A 17,566-nucleotide genomic window follows, 5' to 3' on the forward strand; every position below is an offset into this window, starting at 1 on the left:
TGCCTGTTCCACAAGAAAACTCATTCTTTGTGGAACGGGCATCTTGCCCGTTCTTGACAATGGTGCAAGATATCAGTTTTAGCCGACTTTGGCTATTAGCCGGGGAATTCATTCCCCGGCGGTTTACCTGCTGCCAAAGGTAAGCCTCAAGCAGCGACTGCCGTTCTTCTAAGTCGGCTGTCAGCAGATTTTCTCGCGTGAGGCGATTCTCTATTTCACCAAAATCAGCTAACTCTAAAATGCTACTGGCGACAACTTCCAAATTGTCAGCTAGAAAGTCAGCATAGGCGGCGCGACGTTGAATTTTACCGCTAGTCGTTTTCGGAATGCTTCCCGGCTTAATCAGCACTACTCCATAAACTTGCACTTCATATTCTTGAGCAATGCTAGAGCGGATGGCGCTGATAATTTCCTCGGCATGATCCGGCGCTTTGCGAGATTGTAATTCTGGCACGATAACGAGCTGTTCTTCGCCTGCGACTTCCACCGAGAATGCGGCGATCGCCCCTTGCCGCAAACTGGGATGGCTGCGCTCTGCTGTTCTTTCTATATCTTGGGGGTAAAGATTGCGACCTCGGATGATAATCAAATCTTTGAGTCGCCCTGTAATAAACAGTTCTCCGTCTCGTAAAAAGCCTAAATCTCCTGTTCGCAAAAAGGGCCCTTCGCTGGTATCTGAAAGATATGCTTGAAAGGTTTTTTCTGTTTCTTCTGGGCGATTCCAATAGCCTCGCGCAACTGTTTCGCCAGCTACCCAAATTTCTCCGACTTCCTGTGGCTGGCATTGTGTCAGAGTTTCGGGATTGACGATCGCAACTTTAGTGCCAAATTCAGGGAAACCGCAGCCGACTAAAGTTCTCGCGCCCCCCTCGCCTTCGACAACTTCTACAATGTGATTATTTTCCAGCGCCCCCGCGTCAACAGGTAAGAAAGTCGGTGTTGCGCCGCTGCGAACCGTGGCAATTTTTAGCGTAGTTTCTGCCATTCCGTAAGCAGGACAAAAGGCATCCGCCTGAAAACCGCAGGGCTCAAAAGCTTTGGTAAATCGCTCTAGGGTTTCTTTGTGGATCGGTTCTGCGCCGTTATAGGCCACGCGCCAACTACTCAAGTCGAGCCTTTTTTGGTCATCGCCCAAAATTTCGCGCTGCATAATAGCGGGATGATTTTGATTGTTTTGTGGGATGGGCGTCCCGCCCGTCCGGTGTATTTTCACAGCAGGCCCGACGCCTACCCCACAATAATCATCCTCAAATTGTGCTAGCAACATTTTGCTGATTTTGCTAGCACACAAGTCGTAAGCAAAATTTGGCCCGCCGCTGTGGGTAGCTTTGTAGCGCGAAATCGCTTCCAACCAGCACATCGGGTTCTGAATAAACGCCGCTGGCGGCATGAAGTAAGAGGGAATTCCCAGATACAAAGGTTTGAGCAATCCGTCAATTAACCCCATGTCGTGAAAGGGGGGAAGCCACGTTACCGCAACGCTTTCGGAATCGTGCTGAAAGCCTCGGTGAATGTATTCGATGTTGTATAAAACGTTGGCGTGGCTCACCATTACGCCTTTGGGGGTGGAGGTTGAGCCGGAAGTGTACTGAAGATAAGCTACTTCGTCGGGATGGATCGCTGGCTGCTGCCACTTTTCGCCGTCATCCGAAAGCGCTTCTGCTGTCAGCCAGTGCAGCCCTTTGAGTTCCGGCGCTTGCTCGCATAGCTGCTCTAAATTTTCCAAGTATCGCGCGGGAGCGATCGCAACAGTTGCTCCTGCGTCTTTGGCGATCGCACTTATTTTCGCTAAATTCCGTTTCAGCTTCGGCGGATAGAGGGGAACCGCGATCACTTTGGCGTACAAGCATCCAAAAAAGGCGGCGAGATAGTCCAATCCTGGCGGGAAAAGCAGTAAGGCTCGTTCGCCAGTGACTCCCAATGTCTGAAGTCGCACGGCGTGCGATCGGGCGATCGCATCTAACTCTCGATAAGTCAAACTGGCGGTTTCAGTTTTTCCGTCTAACAGAAATGTATATTTCTGCTCTGGTTGGTGTAGTGCTCTGTTTTGTAGGAGTTCTACTAAATTGGTACAACTTTCGGTGAGTTGGTTTCCCTTAATGCTTGCGTCACTCATCGATTCTTTTTACCTATAAATCTTGTTTGCAGTACGCCAACCAGTTCCGCCAAATTCTTTCCACATAGACTTTCTGTGAACAGTCGTCGGGCGTTACGAGTCTCTCATCAGCGCGTTTGAGTCTTCAATCTGGGTATTAGCGCTTGTTTTCACGTTTTGTTGTCGATCGGGCTGTTCGGCAATGGCTCCGGGGCGATTTTAGTCCGAGCCAGCTTCGATATCAGCTTCAGGGGCTTTACGGCTATCGACTTTAAGCATAGTAGGCTAGATGAGATTTATTGTCAAGAGTCTTTTAGAAAATTTGTTGACTCCTCTGTTTCCTATCTGACAATCTTTTCTAACTCTTGCCATAGCATTTTAGGCGATCGTTTGTCTAGCCCTGACAGCAACCATAATAGGAAAGTGCTGCATAACTACATAGGGGGTAAGACCCCCTATCTTAAAATGAAATTAGTTTTCATTAGTAAACTCTTGACAGATGTGAGTGCTCTGTTATCTAATTAAGGCACTTTCTCATTAAGAGGCCAGCGACTACTTCCTTTAACCGAGGAAGGTGCCAACCGTGGGCGATCGTCCAGAGCGCCACCGGACTGAGGCTTTCGCCCTCACGCGCCTGCTGTGTTCCCAGACAAAGGCTGCTAGCGACGGGAGAATCGGATCGAACTGCGCCCGACAACTAGGTCGTATCTTCCGCAGGTCAGTTTCTGGAGCCACAGTAGAGCAGCAATGCTCTGACACATTGTGTTGTGCAAGCAACGCAAACCACATATCCGAAGTTCTATCAATTGTTGATTCAAGAGTAGTCACTAACCCCACCCTAAAGGGATGGGGCTTGTAGGGAAACCAAGCCATAGGTAGAACACAAGCGCAAGTAGGACTAGACAACGGCCGAGAAGCCAATTTGAACTAACTGAAGGTGGCACTTTCATTGGACGTTACAGGCGCTCTTCCTAACCCGTAACCACTCCGTTAGTCAAAGTCGAAGGAAATTAAACAGTTAGGTTTATCGCCAAACAAACACCATGCAATACGTTCCTGTAGTGGACTTTGATCAACGTCCTTTAATGCCAACAACACCCGCAAGGGCAGAGCGTTGGATTAAATCTGGAAAAGCAACACCATTTTTCCGTAAAGGGATATTTTGTGTTCGCTTAAACGTTGAACCTTCAAATCGTCATACTCAACCCGTAGCAGTTGGAATCGATCCGGGTTCTAAACGTGAGGGGTACACAGTCAAATCAAAAGCTCATACCTACTTAAATCAGCAGTTTCATGCTGTTGATTGGGTCAAAGAGGCTGAGGAGACAAGTACAAACGCCAGACGTGCAAGGCGCAATCGAAAAACACCTTGTCGCCAACCTCGTAAAAACCGTAAGCGTGGCGGGATTCCTCCAAGCACTAAGGCGCGCTGGCAATTCAAAATCCGAGTAGTCAAAGTTTTTGATACCATCTTTCCCCTCTCAGGTATTGGAATTGAGGATGTAAAAGCATTGACCAAAAAAGGTTGTCGCAAATGGAATAAGTCATTTTCGCCCTTAGAAGTTGGCAAAAAATGGTGTTATTCCGAGTTGGAAAGAATTGCACCTCTCACCCAATTTGATGGCTATAGCCACACCTACTTAACTCGTCAAGAATTAGGTCTCAAAAAATCTAAGGTCAAGTTATCCAATGTTTTTGATGCCCATTGTGTCGATTCTTGGGTGCTAGCTTACCTGTTGGTAGGTGGCGATAGATCACCAGAAAATATGGTGGTGATGGAATGTAAGCCCATCCGCATTTATCGCAGGCAATTGCACGTTTTTAACCCTGGGAAAAACGGATATCGCCGTCCTTACGGTGGCTCCATGTCGCAAGGATTGAAGCGTGGGGGGATTGTCAAGCATCCTAAGTATGGAAAGTGTTACGTAGGTGGCGAAGATGCTAAAAAATCTCGCATTAGCCTGCACAGTCTTGGTACAGGAAAACGCCTGTGTCAAAACGCAAAGCCCACGGATTGTAAGTTTCTGGCTTACAACTCATGGCGAACTGTAAAGCCGTCCTAGAAGGACGGGGTTTCAAACCCATTTTTCTGATGAATAGATCGCAGCAATTATTAAATAGCCTTGGGCTGGCAGGAGTCGTGTCGGCGTTAGTCGCTGGGCCGGTGTGCGCTTCTAACATCGCGCAGGTGACGGGCGTTCGCCTCAACCCCACGTCAGAAGGCATTGAAATCATCCTAGATACTGAAGATGGAAGACCCCTGCAAGTCTTCAGCGCCAGCTTTGGCGAAACTTTACAAGCTGATGTCATCACCGCTCAACTGCGACTACCGGGGGGAAATGAGTTTCGTCAAGACAAGCCTGCAGCCGGAATTGCTTTTGTCACCGTTACTCCTTTAGATAACAACAGCATCCGAATCAAAGTCGTTGGCGAGAGGGGTCAACCAGTGGCACGGGTGATTCCTAATGCTGCGGGTCTGATTCTCAGCTTAAAACCCACCTCGGAGATGACGGCTCGCCCGGGGGCACCTGCTCCTACAACACAGCGGCCGGGGGCACCTGCAGCACCCTTCCCACAGACAGGGCAGCAGGTAGAGATACCCGCAGAACCTTTACCGCCGACAGCGCAGCCACCTGGAACACCCGGAGAATCCTTGCCGCCGACAGCGCAGCCACCTGGGACACCCGGAGAACCCTTGCCGCCTACAGCACAGCCACCTGGGACACCCGGATCACCCTTGCCCCCGACAGCGCAGCCACCTGGGACGCCACAGGCGGGGAGAGACCCGATTGAAATCGTCGTCACTGCAACACGAACCGCAGAAAGAGTGACCAACGTGCCGCGCTCTATAACGGTGGTAGACTCCGAAGAACTTCAGCAGCAGGTAGGGCAATCAAGAAATATCGGGGAAGCTCTGGCAAATCAGGTTCCCGGTTTCGCGCCCCCGACTCAATTGACTGCCACTTATGGACAAACTTTGCGGGGTAGGGACGTTTCCGTTCTGATTGACGGCGTGCCACAAACGACCAATCTTCAATCGTTTGGCAGAGAATTTAGAAACATCGATCCTAGCGCGATCGAACGCATTGAAGTAGTGCGGGGGTCTACAGCAATCTACGGCGCTCAGGCTACAGGTGGCGTGGTTAATATTATTACTCGTCGGCCAACTGAGGAAAGGCTAAGTGCTGTTACTGAAGTGGGCGTCAGTAGCGGTTTAACAAACACGGATGATGCTCTAAGCTTTAACGCTCAGCAGACGGTTTCGGGCCGAAGTGGCAATGTCGATCTGACGGGCACTGTCTCGCTCTCTAGAAGTGGAGCTTTTTACGATGCCAAAGGCTCGCGCATTCCCTATTTTGAACTCGGCGGAGATAGCAGCACCCTCTTCAACGTGATGGGCAAAGTCGGGGTAGATTTGGACACCAACCAGCGGCTGCAACTAACTGTCAATCACTATCGGGAAACTCAAGATCCCAATGTGATTCCAGACTTTAGTGTTGACGACCAGGAAGGACGGCAAAAAGCCCGCGCCATCCGAACCGGAGATTTGGATATTGACGGGGAAACACCGGGAAATAGAAGTACACAGCTCAACCTCAGTTACACCAACCAAAACCTTTTTGGCAGCAGCCTTCAAAGTCAAATTTACTATCGAACGAATTCCAATGTAAGTGTTCCCTCTGATTTTCGCACGTCCGATTTCTTTGGCCCGTTTGTCGGCGTTGCTCGTTCGCGAGCCGAAAACGAACAAATAGGAGGAAGGCTTGCGGTCACCACTCCTTTATCCAGTGCCGAAAATCTTCGATTAACTTGGGGTTCTGACTATGTTACTGAAGATAGTAAACAGCGTTTCGACCTGTACGACCCAGAGAGAGTTGACGCAAGTGGTGGCAGGGTTTACCGGAAAATTTCCGAGCGTCCTTTCGTCCCTCCTTACACTTACAACAGCCTTGGCTTTTTCGGTCAATTGGAATGGAATATTGACGATATCGTGATTCTAAGTGGGGGGATACGTCACGAACGCGTCGGGTTAAACGTCAATGATTATACCACTTTTAACGATCGCCAGATCGAAGGAGGCGATCGCAAATTTAACGCCACCCTATTTAATACAGGGGCTGTCTATAAAATTAATGACACCTTCAACGTATTTGGCAACTTTTCTCAAGGTTTCTCAGTTCCAGATTTTGGCCGCATTCTCCGCCAACCCCCCGACGATTTTGTGGGAATTGAATCTTCGTTAGAAGTAACTCAACCGCAAAAAGTCAACAGCTACGAAATTGGCATTCGAGGAGGGTGGCGATCCGTGCAAATGTCGCTTGCCGCTTTTTACAATACCTCCGATCTAGGAATCAGTTTTCAACCAGTTGGCAACACAGGTCGCCTGGAACTAATCCGCGCCCCAGAACGCATTTACGGCTTAGAAGGGACTGTGGATTGGCAACCTGCACGAGCATGGTCGATCGGCGGGACTGCTACCTATCTTCATGGCGAATATGAGGAGGACAACCGTTACATCGCCCTCGATAGCAGCAGAATTCCACCCCTCAAGCTAACAGCTTATGTTCAAAACGAAACTTTGCCGGGATGGAACAATCGGTTACAGTTATTATATTCTGGCAATCGCGATCAAGCCTTCAAAGACGGCTCGGATGGCGGCCCGATCAGCAGCTATCTCACACTGGATTACGTCAGCGCGGTTAAAATTGGCTCTGGGCTGCTACAAATCAAAGTCGAGAATTTATTGAATAATCAATATTTTCCCGTGATCTCCCAATACTTAGCTGGATTTGGATCGGACAGCTCTAATTTTCCAGGGAGAGGTTTGACTCTCAGTGTTAATTACCGCCTTAACTGGTAATTATTTATCGGCTGTGGATTTCCTACTGATGAAAAAGTAGGGACTTGCGAGGAAAGCGCTGGCCCCTTAACTCTCGCTATCAGGTGTTTTTTCTAGTAATGATCACAAGGGTGGCTCTCCCTCAGAGAGACCCTTGTTGCTAGTTAGAAATCTACCCCCTTGCTAAGGCAGGAGGGCTGTTTCATTCTCTTGTAGGGGCAGCCCCCCGTGGCTGCCCCAATCCCTGAAATACTTAGTGGGGAGGGGTCGGCACGGGGGCACGACCCTTACAAATAACGGCTTCGAGGAAAATTTCGAGATGAATTTCCGCAAACTTGCATTCAAACTGCACTTGTATTTGGGGTTGGTGGTAGGAATATTTCTAGCAGTAATTGCTTTAACGGGCAGCTTACTGGTTTTCGGGCCTGAAATCGAGCGGTTCTTCAATCCCCAACTCCTGCAAGTAATTCCTCAAGCCGAACGAATACCGCTGGAAAATGTCCTGCATATTGTCGAAAAAGCTTATCCGCAAAATCAAGCTCTTAGTATCTTGCTGCCCCGAAAAGCGAAGGAAGTTTGCCAAGTTTCGATGCTGTCAAAGAGTGAGGAAGTAGTTAGCGTTTATGTCAATCCTTACAGTGGAGAAATTAAGGGTGCGCGCCTTGGGAAAGAAACTTTTACAGGTTTGGTTTTTACGTTACACGCAGAATTAGCGGGAGGAGAATTCGGTCATCTTGTTGTAGGTATTTGCGGTATAGTAATGCTAGGACTAACTTTTAGTGGCTTGGTATTGTGGACTGGTTGGCGCAATTTGGCTCGCGGATTTTCAATTAATTGGAAAGCTCACTGGCAGCGGACTGTATTTGATTTACATAACGTTTCGGGCATTGTATCGGTCGCTTTTCTCATACTCATCTCCGCTACAGGGACAGCGATAATTTTTTACGCGCCGGTTGAATCGACTCTGTATTGGCTAACGAATGAAAAGCCACAGCCAGCATTGACTTCTCATCCCCACTCTAGCAGTTCGAGGCAAAACCTTGACGAAATATTACACCAAGTTAATACCGTTTGGCCGGAAGCTAAAACTACTTTTATTTCTCTGCCTTTGACGCCTGAAGCAACTTTTAAAGTACGGAAAAAATTTCCCAATGATCCGCACCCAAACGGGATTAGCACCATTTATCTCGACCAATACAGTGGCGAAATATTACAGGCTGATAGTGTAAATTCAGCTTCTGTAGCAAATCGAATTCTCAACTCGCTTTATCCGCTACATATTGGCAGCTATGGCGGAATTTACTTGCGACTTGTACACACGATCGCAGGATTAGCAGCGATCGTACTGTTTGTTACGGGTGTAATGATGTGGCGGCAGCGGCACTTGGCGAAATTTTACCGTAAGGAGGCGAGACAGCAATATGAAAAATTATCTCCACTTAGCCAGCAATGGCCTTGGTTTTAATGAGAGCGGCGTGGGATTTTATGCGGGTGCATATCATCTCCGGTTACACCGGAATGATGTTGACTGTTGACGGTTGACTGTTGACAGTGAACAGTGAAAAGTCAACAGTGAACTCGAATTTACTATTCCGATGCTAACGGATTTGATATCATTCTCCTGCCTAAAAACCCCTATCCTCTGAATTTTAAATTCTATCAATCGCCTATTTCATGCAAAAATTTATTCAACTATGGCTCGGACAAACTGCTTCGATGATTGGCAGCGCTATGTCCGCGTTTGCGCTGACTATTTGGATTTGGGAGTCCACCAGTCAAGCGACAGCTTTGGCTTTGTTGATGTTTTTTACTCAATTGCCGCGCATCTTGCTTGCTCCGGTTGCTGGCATTCTCGTCGATCGCTGGAATCGAAAATTTTTGATGGCGATCGGCGATTCGGTTTCAGCTTTGTTAACGCTCACTATCCTATTACTTTATATCAGCCAAAACCTGCAACTATGGCATTTATATGTAGCGGCTGCGGTTAACGGAATTTTTGACCAAATTCAGCAGTTAGCTTACTCAGCAGCCATCGCCACAATGATGCCAGAAAAGCATTACAGCCGCGCTAGCAGTTTAAGTTTTTTGGCAAATTACGGCGCGAGTATTATTGCTCCGACGCTGGCGGGGATTCTCTATTCTGCGATCGGGCCCGGCGGGATTTTTACGATCGACCTGGCAACTTTTACAATCGCGATCGCCACCCTAGTATGTGTCAAAATACCACAGCCCGCGATCGCGCCAGCGTTGCGGAGCAATATCGCCTCCAATCCCCAGCCGACTCGCCCCCACCTGTTGCAAGAACTCAGCTTCGGATTCCGCTACATCGTCGAGCGTCCCAGCCTGCTTGCCTTGCTGGTGTCCGTTTCGCTATTCTGGTTTGCTCACGACATCGGCGCTGCCCTCTACTCACCGATGATTCTGGCACGCACCGGCAACAATGCCAGAATCCTCGGTACTATCCTTTCAGCCGCCGGCGCAGGCGGCGTTTTAGGAGCATTGATCGTCAGTATTTGGGGCGGCCCCAAACGCCGAATCCGGGGCTTTCTGCTCGGCATGGCAGGTGCGGGCTTGAGTAAAATAGTTTTTGCTTTCGGTCAGGCGCTTTCCATCTGGATTCCCGCTCAATTTTGTTCGTCTTTCAATTTCCCCATCCTCGGCAGTTCCAACGAGGCGATTTGGCTGGCGAAAGTCGCACCAGAGGTACAGGGGCGTGTTTTTGCTACCAGAGCAGTTATCGTGCAATTGGCGTCAGCGATCGGTTTATTGATCGCAGGCCCACTTGCCGATCGCGTCTTTGAACCCGCCATGCAACCGGGAGGTTTTTTAGCAGCTATTTTTGGCCCAATTATCGGGACAGGTGCCGGTGCTGGCATGGCTTTGTTATACGCTATCTCCGCCCTGGGCTTATTGCTCGTAGCAGTCGGTGGCTATGCTTGCCGCCTGCTGCGCGATGCGTAAAGGGGAAACAGAAAGAGGTCTTTTAACTTCTTCCCTCTTCCCTCTTCCGACTTCCATCGGACTAACATCCGTTACATCCGTTACAAAATCCGCTGCCGAACATCCGTTACATCCGTTACAAAATCCGTTGCCGAACTTCCTTCTGCTATAGTTTCTGGCGCAAACTCAAGTGAGCTTCAATTTCCGATCGCGATCGCCATACAGGGCGCAATTGTTTGCGAGCAAAAAGCTGCAACTGATCGCCTGCGTGGGGCGAACCAGGTTGACTGGCGTTGCCGTAACTGTTTAGCGCCATCGCTTTCACCGGATTTGAGAACTCAATCGCGGCGACAAAAGAATCGCCCGCAACCGCTTGAAAGCGATCGTTCTTCCCAGCAGCGAACCATACTGAGCGAAATACACCCAAAGCACCGTCAGCTCCATTTGCAGGCAGATTCGCCTCCCCAGGCAATCGGAAGACTTCCCCCCATGCGACATCTAACGCGCCATAAGTCGCCTCAACTTTGGTTGCTGTCGCGGACAGCACCCGCACCGCCTCCGCAGGATTTGCCAACCCGTCTGGCGTCGTTAGTGGCGCATCTTCGCTCCAAGGTTTGGCGAATAACTCATCAGCATCCATCGCTTGTTTCCAAAAGGCAAACAGCACCGCACCGCGACTGTCAGCATCGACTTTCCGATCCCAAGTGGCGAGAACTTCCGCAGCGCGGCGCGCTTTTTCACTGCCTTGCCGTGCGACGGGAATTAAATCATCGAGGAGGCGATCGGCGAGTTCTACCTGAGTAGAATGTTTGTATTGCATCAATTCATCGAAAGAGATTTTCTCATCTTCTAAGAGCATTTTTGCCGATCGCTGCGATCGCAAATCCATCGGGCCGCGCGGTGCCATGTAGGCGGGATAATTATCCGGTGCGATCGCGCTGGGAAAAGTCGTCGTCCAAGGAGGATCGTTAGTATTTTGCAACCAACCGCTGGGCGGATCGACAACGCGCGGCAAATCCGCATAGGGATGATTTTTGCTCCACAAAGTCTCTGATGTATTGCCTGGAATCGTGCCTGACCAGTATTTAAAATCTCCGTTTTTGCGAATGGGTACTTGACCGTTAAACAAGTGCATGATATGCCCCTCACGATCGGCATACATGACGGTAAACATGGGAATTTCCAAGCGCTTTAAAGCGGCTTCAAATTCAGAAAAATTCTTTGAGCGCGCCATATCCCACCACTGCTGAAGGGCTGCTGGTTTATCGAGTCCGACAACGCGCAGGGCGATCGCTTTGCCCTGCTTTTCTGTGATAATCGGCCCGTGAACAGAACGCCGCACGACTAGAGATTCCGATCGCAAATTCCCATTCTTTTCTTTGACTTTTAAAACCTTCTCTTCTCTGTCAAAACTGCGGATTTTGCCATCGAAGCGATAGCCATCGTTAGCGAGGGGCAATTCGTAGGCATCCCAGCCATCGTGAGTGTTGACAGTATGAGTCCATCCCAAGTTGTCATTAAAGGCGATCGTTAATACAGGAAATCCGACGAGAGTCGCTCCGTAAGCGTTAATTTCTGGGGCAATCAGTTGCGCTTCGTACCATAAATATAAATCCGACCAAGGAAGGTGAGGATTTGCCAATAGCATGGCATTGCCGCTTTCAGAGCGCGAAGGAGCGATCGCCCAACCATTAGAGCCTTTGGATGTGTCATTTTCAGCGAGATTTTCAATGCGCTCTGGCTCGACTATAAAAGTAAAATTGATGACACGTTGCGCGTGTGCCAATACATCTACCGGTTTGAGAGGCAATGCTACTTTTAATTCTTTGGTGAGCGCCTCTGGGTGTTCTTTTGCATAGGCATTCATTCCCCCAACAAAAGCATCGAGATAGTTGCGAAAAATGGGATTTTGTGATTCATACCACGCATTTGCGCGATTAGGAATTCCCATAGTTTGCACCCAGCGATCGGATTCCAGATAATCTTCGCCCCAAAACTCGGCAGCTTGCCCGCGAGCTTGTGCGTAAAGACGCAAAATCAGATTACCGTGACTTTGCATCTGCGCCCACCCAAAAGCGTAGAAAAGGCTTTTAGTATTCTCTCCATAAATATGTGGAATTCCATAGGTATCCCAAAGAATTTGATTGCCGATTTCTGGCGAGGATTGAACCCCATTATTTAGAAGCAAAACTAAAATAAAACTCATCAATAACGAGACAATCCGCCGGCCTTGTTTTTTTAGTTGTAGAAACACTGGAAATTAATTGGCTAGGGTTAAACTGAGACATAACAGCATTTTCAACAAGCTGCACGAACAAAACGCCGAGGATTTAAATCCCTTTTAGGGAGAGAGAGAAAATTATACCAAATCCGATGCCCAAAAAGCTAACCTATCTACGTCTATCTGCGTCCATCTGCAGTTAAAAAAATAATACCTCTTCGAGAACTCCAGAAAATCAGAAAAAACACTCTATGTAAATCGGATGTGGTATTAAAACTCCTCCCCTACGCTCACCAAATTAAAAAGACTATAAAACGTCGGTGTGCCGGCTAGAAAGCGCATTAATGTCATTGGTGAGGAGGGGGGCAAACAAGTAAGGAGAAATAGGTGATAATATCAAATCCGGTAGCATCGTCCTGTATTCATCTCTGTATTCTCTCCCTCTGCGTTCTCTGCGCCCTCTGCGGTTAAATCATTCCGATGCAACCGGAAACGATATAACTGAGATATTGCACCATTCTCAATTAGCCTTTTATGAACAGGCTTTTCGGCCTGTTCCACAAAAGATAAATTTTCTTGTGGAACAGGCCGAAAAGCCTGTTGCTGAGAATGGTGCAAGATGTGAGTTATAAGCTTATTTTTTAAGCTGCCCCTGTTGCCAAGTTCCCTCTACTTTCGTCCCATCTGCATATAGATAAGAACCTTGCCCGTGTTTCTGACCGTTGAGGAATTCACCTTGATAGCGATCGCCATTGGCGTAAATGCAGGTACCTTTGCCGTTGAACTGACCATCGCTAAATTCTCCTTCGCAGCGATCGCCATTCGCAAAAATGAAAACTCCTTTCCCGCTCATCTTACCCTTAACAAAAGTGCCTTTATAGCTATTTCCATTGGCGAACTCACGGACACCTTCACCACTAAATTCTCCATTGTCAAACGGGCCTTGATAACGTCCCCCTTCTTTAAAAGTAAACAACCCCTGACCTTGAATGTTGCCCTTCATAAACTCTCCTTCATAGCGGTTGCCGTTCGGATATTCGCGAACCCCTTTACCGTGAAACTGCCCTTCACTAAATTGCCCCTCATAACGCCCTCCGACCGCAAAGGTATAAATTCCCTGTCCGTGAGGCACATTATTCAGCAACTCTCCTTCGTAGCGGTTCTTATTAGCATATTGACAGACGCCTTTGCCGTTAACTTTTCCTTCTTTAATATCTCCTTCGCATCGAGTGCCATTACTGAACGTAAAAGCCCCGCGACCGCTGGGAGAACCACTCGTAAAAGAGCCTTCGTAACGAATGCCGTTAGTTGAGGTAAAAGTGCCTGTACCATCGAAGTCACCGTTTTTAAAACTTCCTTCGTAGCGATTGCCGTTAGCAAATTCGCGGACACCTTGACCGTTGAATTCCCCATCCCCAAATTCTCCTTGGTATCGACCTTCTTCTTTAAAGGTATAGATGCCTTGACCGTGAGGTTTGCCGTTGAGAAATTGGCCTTCGTAGCGATCGCCGTTGGCATATTGACAACTGCCGGGCCCGCTGAGTTTTCCCTCACTCAATTCTCCCTCGCAACGTCCGCCATCGGGTAAAGTAATTACTCCTGCCATTGCGCTGTGAGGGTTGGCAAACAACAAAGCCATTCCCAAGTTGGAACCAAGTAATAGAGCGAGTCCAACTCCCTGAAGTTTACTTAATATTGCTGACGACATTCCCAAATTCATAATTCACAAAAAATTTAACTTTTAACTTTGCTATTCCTTGGAGGGTGCTAGAGAATTCCCAGCCAAATTCCTAGACTGTCAAAAAAATCCCTAGTCAGTGAGCCGGAAGATAATGACTATTCTTTCTCCTTGAATGCCACTCTCTGATGGGGCATATTTCCTTTCTTGTACTTGTTTCATCGCTGCGCGATTCATGTCGTTGTATTTGCTAGGAGTCACGATCTTGATGTTGAAGGTCTTACCGTTGGGGTCAATGTCACAAATGAGTTCCACTTGGCCTTGGCGCCCTTCTTCTCTGGCTGCGATCGGATATTCAGGTTTACCGCAGCCACTAATGCAAGTGCCCAGAGGCGCGCCCGGAGGGCGCGAAGGACCCGCCCCTCTTCCTGGATTTGTCGGTTTTGGCACTGGCCCGGAACCGCTGCCAAATGGCCCTGACGAACCCCCGCCGCCATTTCCACCTCCACCGGGTGATGAGTTCGACGCACTTCCTCCGGGGCTTCCGCCTCCTGGGCTTCCGCCTCCTGGGCCTCCACCTCCTGGGCTACCAGATGAGGCGAGGTTTCCTAAACCTCCGCTCCCATTTCCAGAATTGCCGCCGCCTCCTGGCCTGGTAGCTGTGACTGGTGAGCCAGTCGCAGGCGATCGGGGCGATCGCCCCGAACCAGTCGCAAATGGATCTGAGGAAGGTATGTTGCCATTTTCGCTGGCACCCGATGGTGAGTTGGACGCACTTGCTCCGGGGCTATCAGAGGAGGAGGGGTTTGTGAGATCCCCGATCGCACTTCCAGAATTGCCACCGCCTCCTGGCCTAGTAGCTGTGACTGGCGGGCCAGCCGCGGGCGATCGCGCCAATGGCCCGGAAGAAGGATTTAATGGCTGTGAGGAAGGCTCCCCGCTACCCGCCGAAGCAGATGACGAGAGCGGGTTATTTTTTTCAGGGCTGTCGGAGGAGTTGGGATTTCCAGCATCTTTTGTAAAGTCTGGGAGACTCGCAGCACCCTTGGGGCGGGAGTCGCTAACGGGTGGTTCGCTTTTTGGAGGATCGGGCGAAGGGGTTTCGGGTTCCTGGGCGATCGGGGTTTTAGGAGTTTCTGGGGAATTTAAATCCTGTTGAGGTGCGGGGGAAGGCTCGATAGGAGTTGGCGGTGGCGTTACCGCTACCGGTGGCTCCTCTGGAATTGGTGGTGGCGTTACCGCTACCGGTGGCTCCTCTGGAATTGGTGGTGGAGTTACCGCTACCGGCTGCTCCTCTGGAATCGGCGGTGGCGTTACCGCTACGGGTGGCTCCTCTGGAATCGGCGGGGGCGTTGCCGCTACCGGTGACTCCTCTGGAATCGGCGGGGGCGTTGCCGCTACCGGCTGCTCCTCTGCGGGAGTTGGCTCTGGTGGCGGTTCTGGTTTTAACGTCTCAGGCGGGGGAGATGCCTTTTCTGGAATAGTCGGCTCTGGCTGGGTTTCCTCTACTTTTGGCTCATCAAGCACAACAATTTCAATTGCATCCTCTTCAAATTCAGCAGGTTTGACGAACTTGAGGCTCAACGGCAGCGCGACACCGTGCAGGAAGGTTGAGGCTAACAGACTGAGCGCCAGAACTTTTTTGAGAGCTTCTTCTTGTTGTTGTCTTTGCGTCGCCGAAATATTTGAAAAACTCATGCCTTATGAATCTCCTTGATGGATGGGTTGGCAACGTCCTCGCTGGCTCCCCCACATAACCCGAAACAAGCTACCAACTGCGGGTTGAGCTTGCTATCACTGATGAACCTACCCATCCTATAAGAAGACTGTCACCCTGTTCAAGACTCTTGCAATTAATTTTCATTATTTAATTTTGAGATAGCGACTAGACGCTACCAATCAGCATTTCCTTTGGGGGCGTCTACCTTGCTCTTATGGGCGCTGTCAATGTTCTGATTCTGGTAGGGGAAGGTTCAAAAATGCTTTAACTGCAATACTCTAGCCCGTAATCTACCAACAAAATTCCACATTCTCAAGCTTTTCATGAAAATTTTAAATAAGGAGAAATTAACTATCTTTCATAAAAAATAGGTAATTATTATATTTAAATGTGGTTCATGACTTGACAAACCCTGAATTTTGTGGAAACCTAGTTGAGAATCTTTTAAATTATTGAAGATTATTGTCAAGTCCTAACGCAAATATTTAGCAAAGAAGCACTGGCAGAACAATCTGTCGCGATCTCTGTCGGGATCACATTAGGAGCATTTTGGGTACAGACGAAGATAGTCAGGTAGTGCGTTTGTGCGATCGCGATCGTGCGATCGCGCTTGAGTGAAACAATTCGCAGCCTGAATCACTTGTGCCGACTTGACGCAGAAACTCTACCAGCCTTCTCACGGGCTAATTGCACCATTAGGCAGCTTGCGATCACTCAACACAGCTAACGAGAATACAAACTAATGGATAATTTCATTTACATTTTTCGCGCCGCAGGCATTGTTGCTTGGCCGCTATTTGCCTCGTCAATTGCAGCAGTCGCGCTGATCATAGAGCGTCTTGCCTTTTGGTTTAGGGTAAATCGGCGGCAGCGGCGAGTCGTGCGGGATGTGCTACAGCTTTACAGTCAAAACCCGGATTCCGCCATCAAAAAGTTACAAGTAAACAGCGATTTGCCCCTAGCCCGGATTTTTTTAGAAGCTTTAGAATTAGACTCGCCCAACATCGAAGAATTTCGTTTGGCCCTAGAGAGTGGCGCTCAGGCAGAAATCCCCATCCTGAAGCGATTCAATACAATATTTGACACCATTATCAGCCTTTCCCCACTATTTGGGTTGCTCGGAACAGTTTTGGGGTTAATTACTACCTTTAGTTCTCTCAAACTGGGGAATGCCACGGGCACGAATGCTGCAGGCGTTACTTCTGGGATTAGCGAAGCCCTCGTCTCTACGGCAATAGGGTTAGTTGTGGCAATCTTTACACTCTTATTTGCCAATATGTTTCGCGGGTTTTACTTACAGCAGATTGCTTTTATTCAGGAAGCTGGAGGCCAGTTAGAGCTATTGTACCGTCACCGCTACGAAAAATTACCAAGAGAATCTAATTATGCGCCTACCCGATGAACCTGATAGTATTCCCCAGATTAACATCGTGCCAATGATTGATGTGGTCTTCGCCATATTGACGTTTTTAATTGTTTCCTCTCTGTCTTTATCCAAATCCGAGGGTCTACCCGTAAATTTACCGAAAGCCTCAACCTCTCAAGTTCAGGACTCGCCTGCTAAAATTACCGTCACCATTGATCCTAATGGAAAATTAATGGTTGATAAAAAGTTAGTCAACTTAGAGCAGATTGAGAGTACGGTGCGACAGGTGATGGGGTCAAATCCGAACTCATTAATTGTGCTGAATGCTGATAAAAGCGTCAATCACGGAAATGTGGTGGAAGTTATGGATCGATTACGCCGAATTAAGGGAGCTAAGTTAGGGATTGCTACCACAAAGTAGAGAGTTAAATTTACAATACTCCGGACAGTTTTTAAGCAGCCAGAGTACCCTAAGACAAGACTGAAATTCGACTGCTTTTCTAAGTGGGACGTATGCCAGGTATAGAATATTAGCATAGGTTAGCAAAAATAAGCAAATTATTTACTGTTCGCTAACCTTTCTCAGTAACATGAGGTGTTCATAGGCCTCCGTGGGCTAATGGCATAGGCATAGGCTAATGGCATAGGCATAGGGCATAGGGCATAGGACTCGCCTCCATACCTCACAACGCGATCGAACCGCTAT

11 protein-coding genes are annotated in these 17,566 nt (G+C 48.7%); 6 read left to right on the top strand and 5 right to left on the bottom strand.

Features of this window, described 5'->3' with window-relative positions; translation table 11 throughout:
- Together QUB10_RS05215 and QUB10_RS05220 are read right to left on the bottom strand one after the other, a co-directional pair.
- Positions 1 to 2,116 (bottom strand): fatty acyl-AMP ligase (locus QUB10_RS05215; RefSeq protein ID WP_333200173.1); only part of this gene is annotated, 2,116 nt, incomplete at its 3' end.
- Between the two features lie 540 nt (positions 2,117 to 2,656).
- Positions 2,657 to 2,968 carry a hypothetical protein gene (locus QUB10_RS05220; protein ID WP_333200175.1) on the bottom strand — a complete coding sequence of 104 codons (312 nt, stop codon included), beginning with the start codon at positions 2,966 to 2,968 and terminating at the stop codon, positions 2,657 to 2,659.
- A 170-nt stretch (positions 2,969 to 3,138) separates the two neighbouring features.
- Here QUB10_RS05220 and QUB10_RS05225 point away from each other — a divergent pair, with 170 nt between their 5' ends.
- The 4 genes from QUB10_RS05225 to QUB10_RS05240 all read left to right on the top strand — a co-directional run bounded on the left by QUB10_RS05225 (position 3,139) and on the right by QUB10_RS05240 (position 9,896).
- Positions 3,139 to 4,158 (top strand): RRXRR domain-containing protein, encoded by a 1,020-nt coding sequence (locus QUB10_RS05225; protein WP_333200177.1) that lies wholly within the window; start codon positions 3,139 to 3,141, stop codon positions 4,156 to 4,158.
- A complete protein-coding gene (locus tag QUB10_RS05230) occupies positions 4,134 to 6,956 on the top strand; it encodes a TonB-dependent receptor domain-containing protein (protein ID WP_333200179.1) in 2,823 nt (940 codons plus the stop codon). The genes QUB10_RS05225 and QUB10_RS05230 overlap by 25 nt, the downstream gene beginning before the upstream one ends.
- Positions 6,957 to 7,254: 298 nt before the next feature.
- Positions 7,255 to 8,400 carry a PepSY-associated TM helix domain-containing protein gene (locus QUB10_RS05235; RefSeq protein WP_333200181.1) on the top strand — a complete coding sequence of 382 codons (1,146 nt, stop codon included), beginning with the start codon at positions 7,255 to 7,257 and terminating at the stop codon, positions 8,398 to 8,400.
- 209 nt (positions 8,401 to 8,609) lie between these two features.
- The gene (locus QUB10_RS05240) at positions 8,610 to 9,896 is read left to right on the top strand and encodes an MFS transporter (protein ID WP_333200183.1); all 1,287 of its coding nucleotides are present in this window, start codon (positions 8,610 to 8,612) and stop codon (positions 9,894 to 9,896) included.
- Positions 9,897 to 10,041: 145 nt separating this feature from the next.
- Here the strand turns inward: QUB10_RS05240 and QUB10_RS05245 are convergent, their stop codons facing one another.
- The 3 genes from QUB10_RS05245 to QUB10_RS05255 form a co-directional block, all read right to left on the bottom strand.
- A complete protein-coding gene (locus QUB10_RS05245; RefSeq protein WP_333200184.1) occupies positions 10,042 to 12,129 on the bottom strand; it encodes an acylase in 2,088 nt (695 codons plus the stop codon).
- A 601-nt stretch (positions 12,130 to 12,730) separates the two neighbouring features.
- Positions 12,731 to 13,816 carry a hypothetical protein gene (locus QUB10_RS05250; RefSeq protein WP_333200186.1) on the bottom strand — a complete coding sequence of 362 codons (1,086 nt, stop codon included), beginning with the start codon at positions 13,814 to 13,816 and terminating at the stop codon, positions 12,731 to 12,733.
- Positions 13,817 to 13,906: 90 nt separating this feature from the next.
- Positions 13,907 to 15,472: a TonB family protein gene (locus QUB10_RS05255; RefSeq protein WP_333200188.1), complete on the bottom strand. Its 1,566-nt coding sequence runs from the start codon at positions 15,470 to 15,472 to the stop codon at positions 13,907 to 13,909.
- Positions 15,473 to 16,236: 764 nt separating this feature from the next.
- Between QUB10_RS05255 and QUB10_RS05260 the strand changes: the two genes are divergently transcribed.
- Both QUB10_RS05260 and QUB10_RS05265 read left to right on the top strand, forming a co-directional pair.
- Positions 16,237 to 16,896 (top strand): MotA/TolQ/ExbB proton channel family protein, encoded by a 660-nt coding sequence (locus QUB10_RS05260; protein ID WP_333200189.1) that lies wholly within the window; start codon positions 16,237 to 16,239, stop codon positions 16,894 to 16,896.
- Positions 16,880 to 17,281, top strand: coding sequence for a biopolymer transporter ExbD (locus QUB10_RS05265; protein ID WP_333200191.1), 402 nt, complete (start codon positions 16,880 to 16,882; stop codon positions 17,279 to 17,281). Before QUB10_RS05260 ends, QUB10_RS05265 begins: the two co-directional genes overlap by 17 nt.
- The last annotated feature ends 285 nt before the right edge of the window (positions 17,282 to 17,566 follow it).

The sequence above is a fragment of the Microcoleus sp. B5-D4 genome (assembly GCF_036705145.1).
In the GTDB taxonomy this organism is placed as follows: domain Bacteria; phylum Cyanobacteriota; class Cyanobacteriia; order Cyanobacteriales; family Microcoleaceae; genus Microcoleus.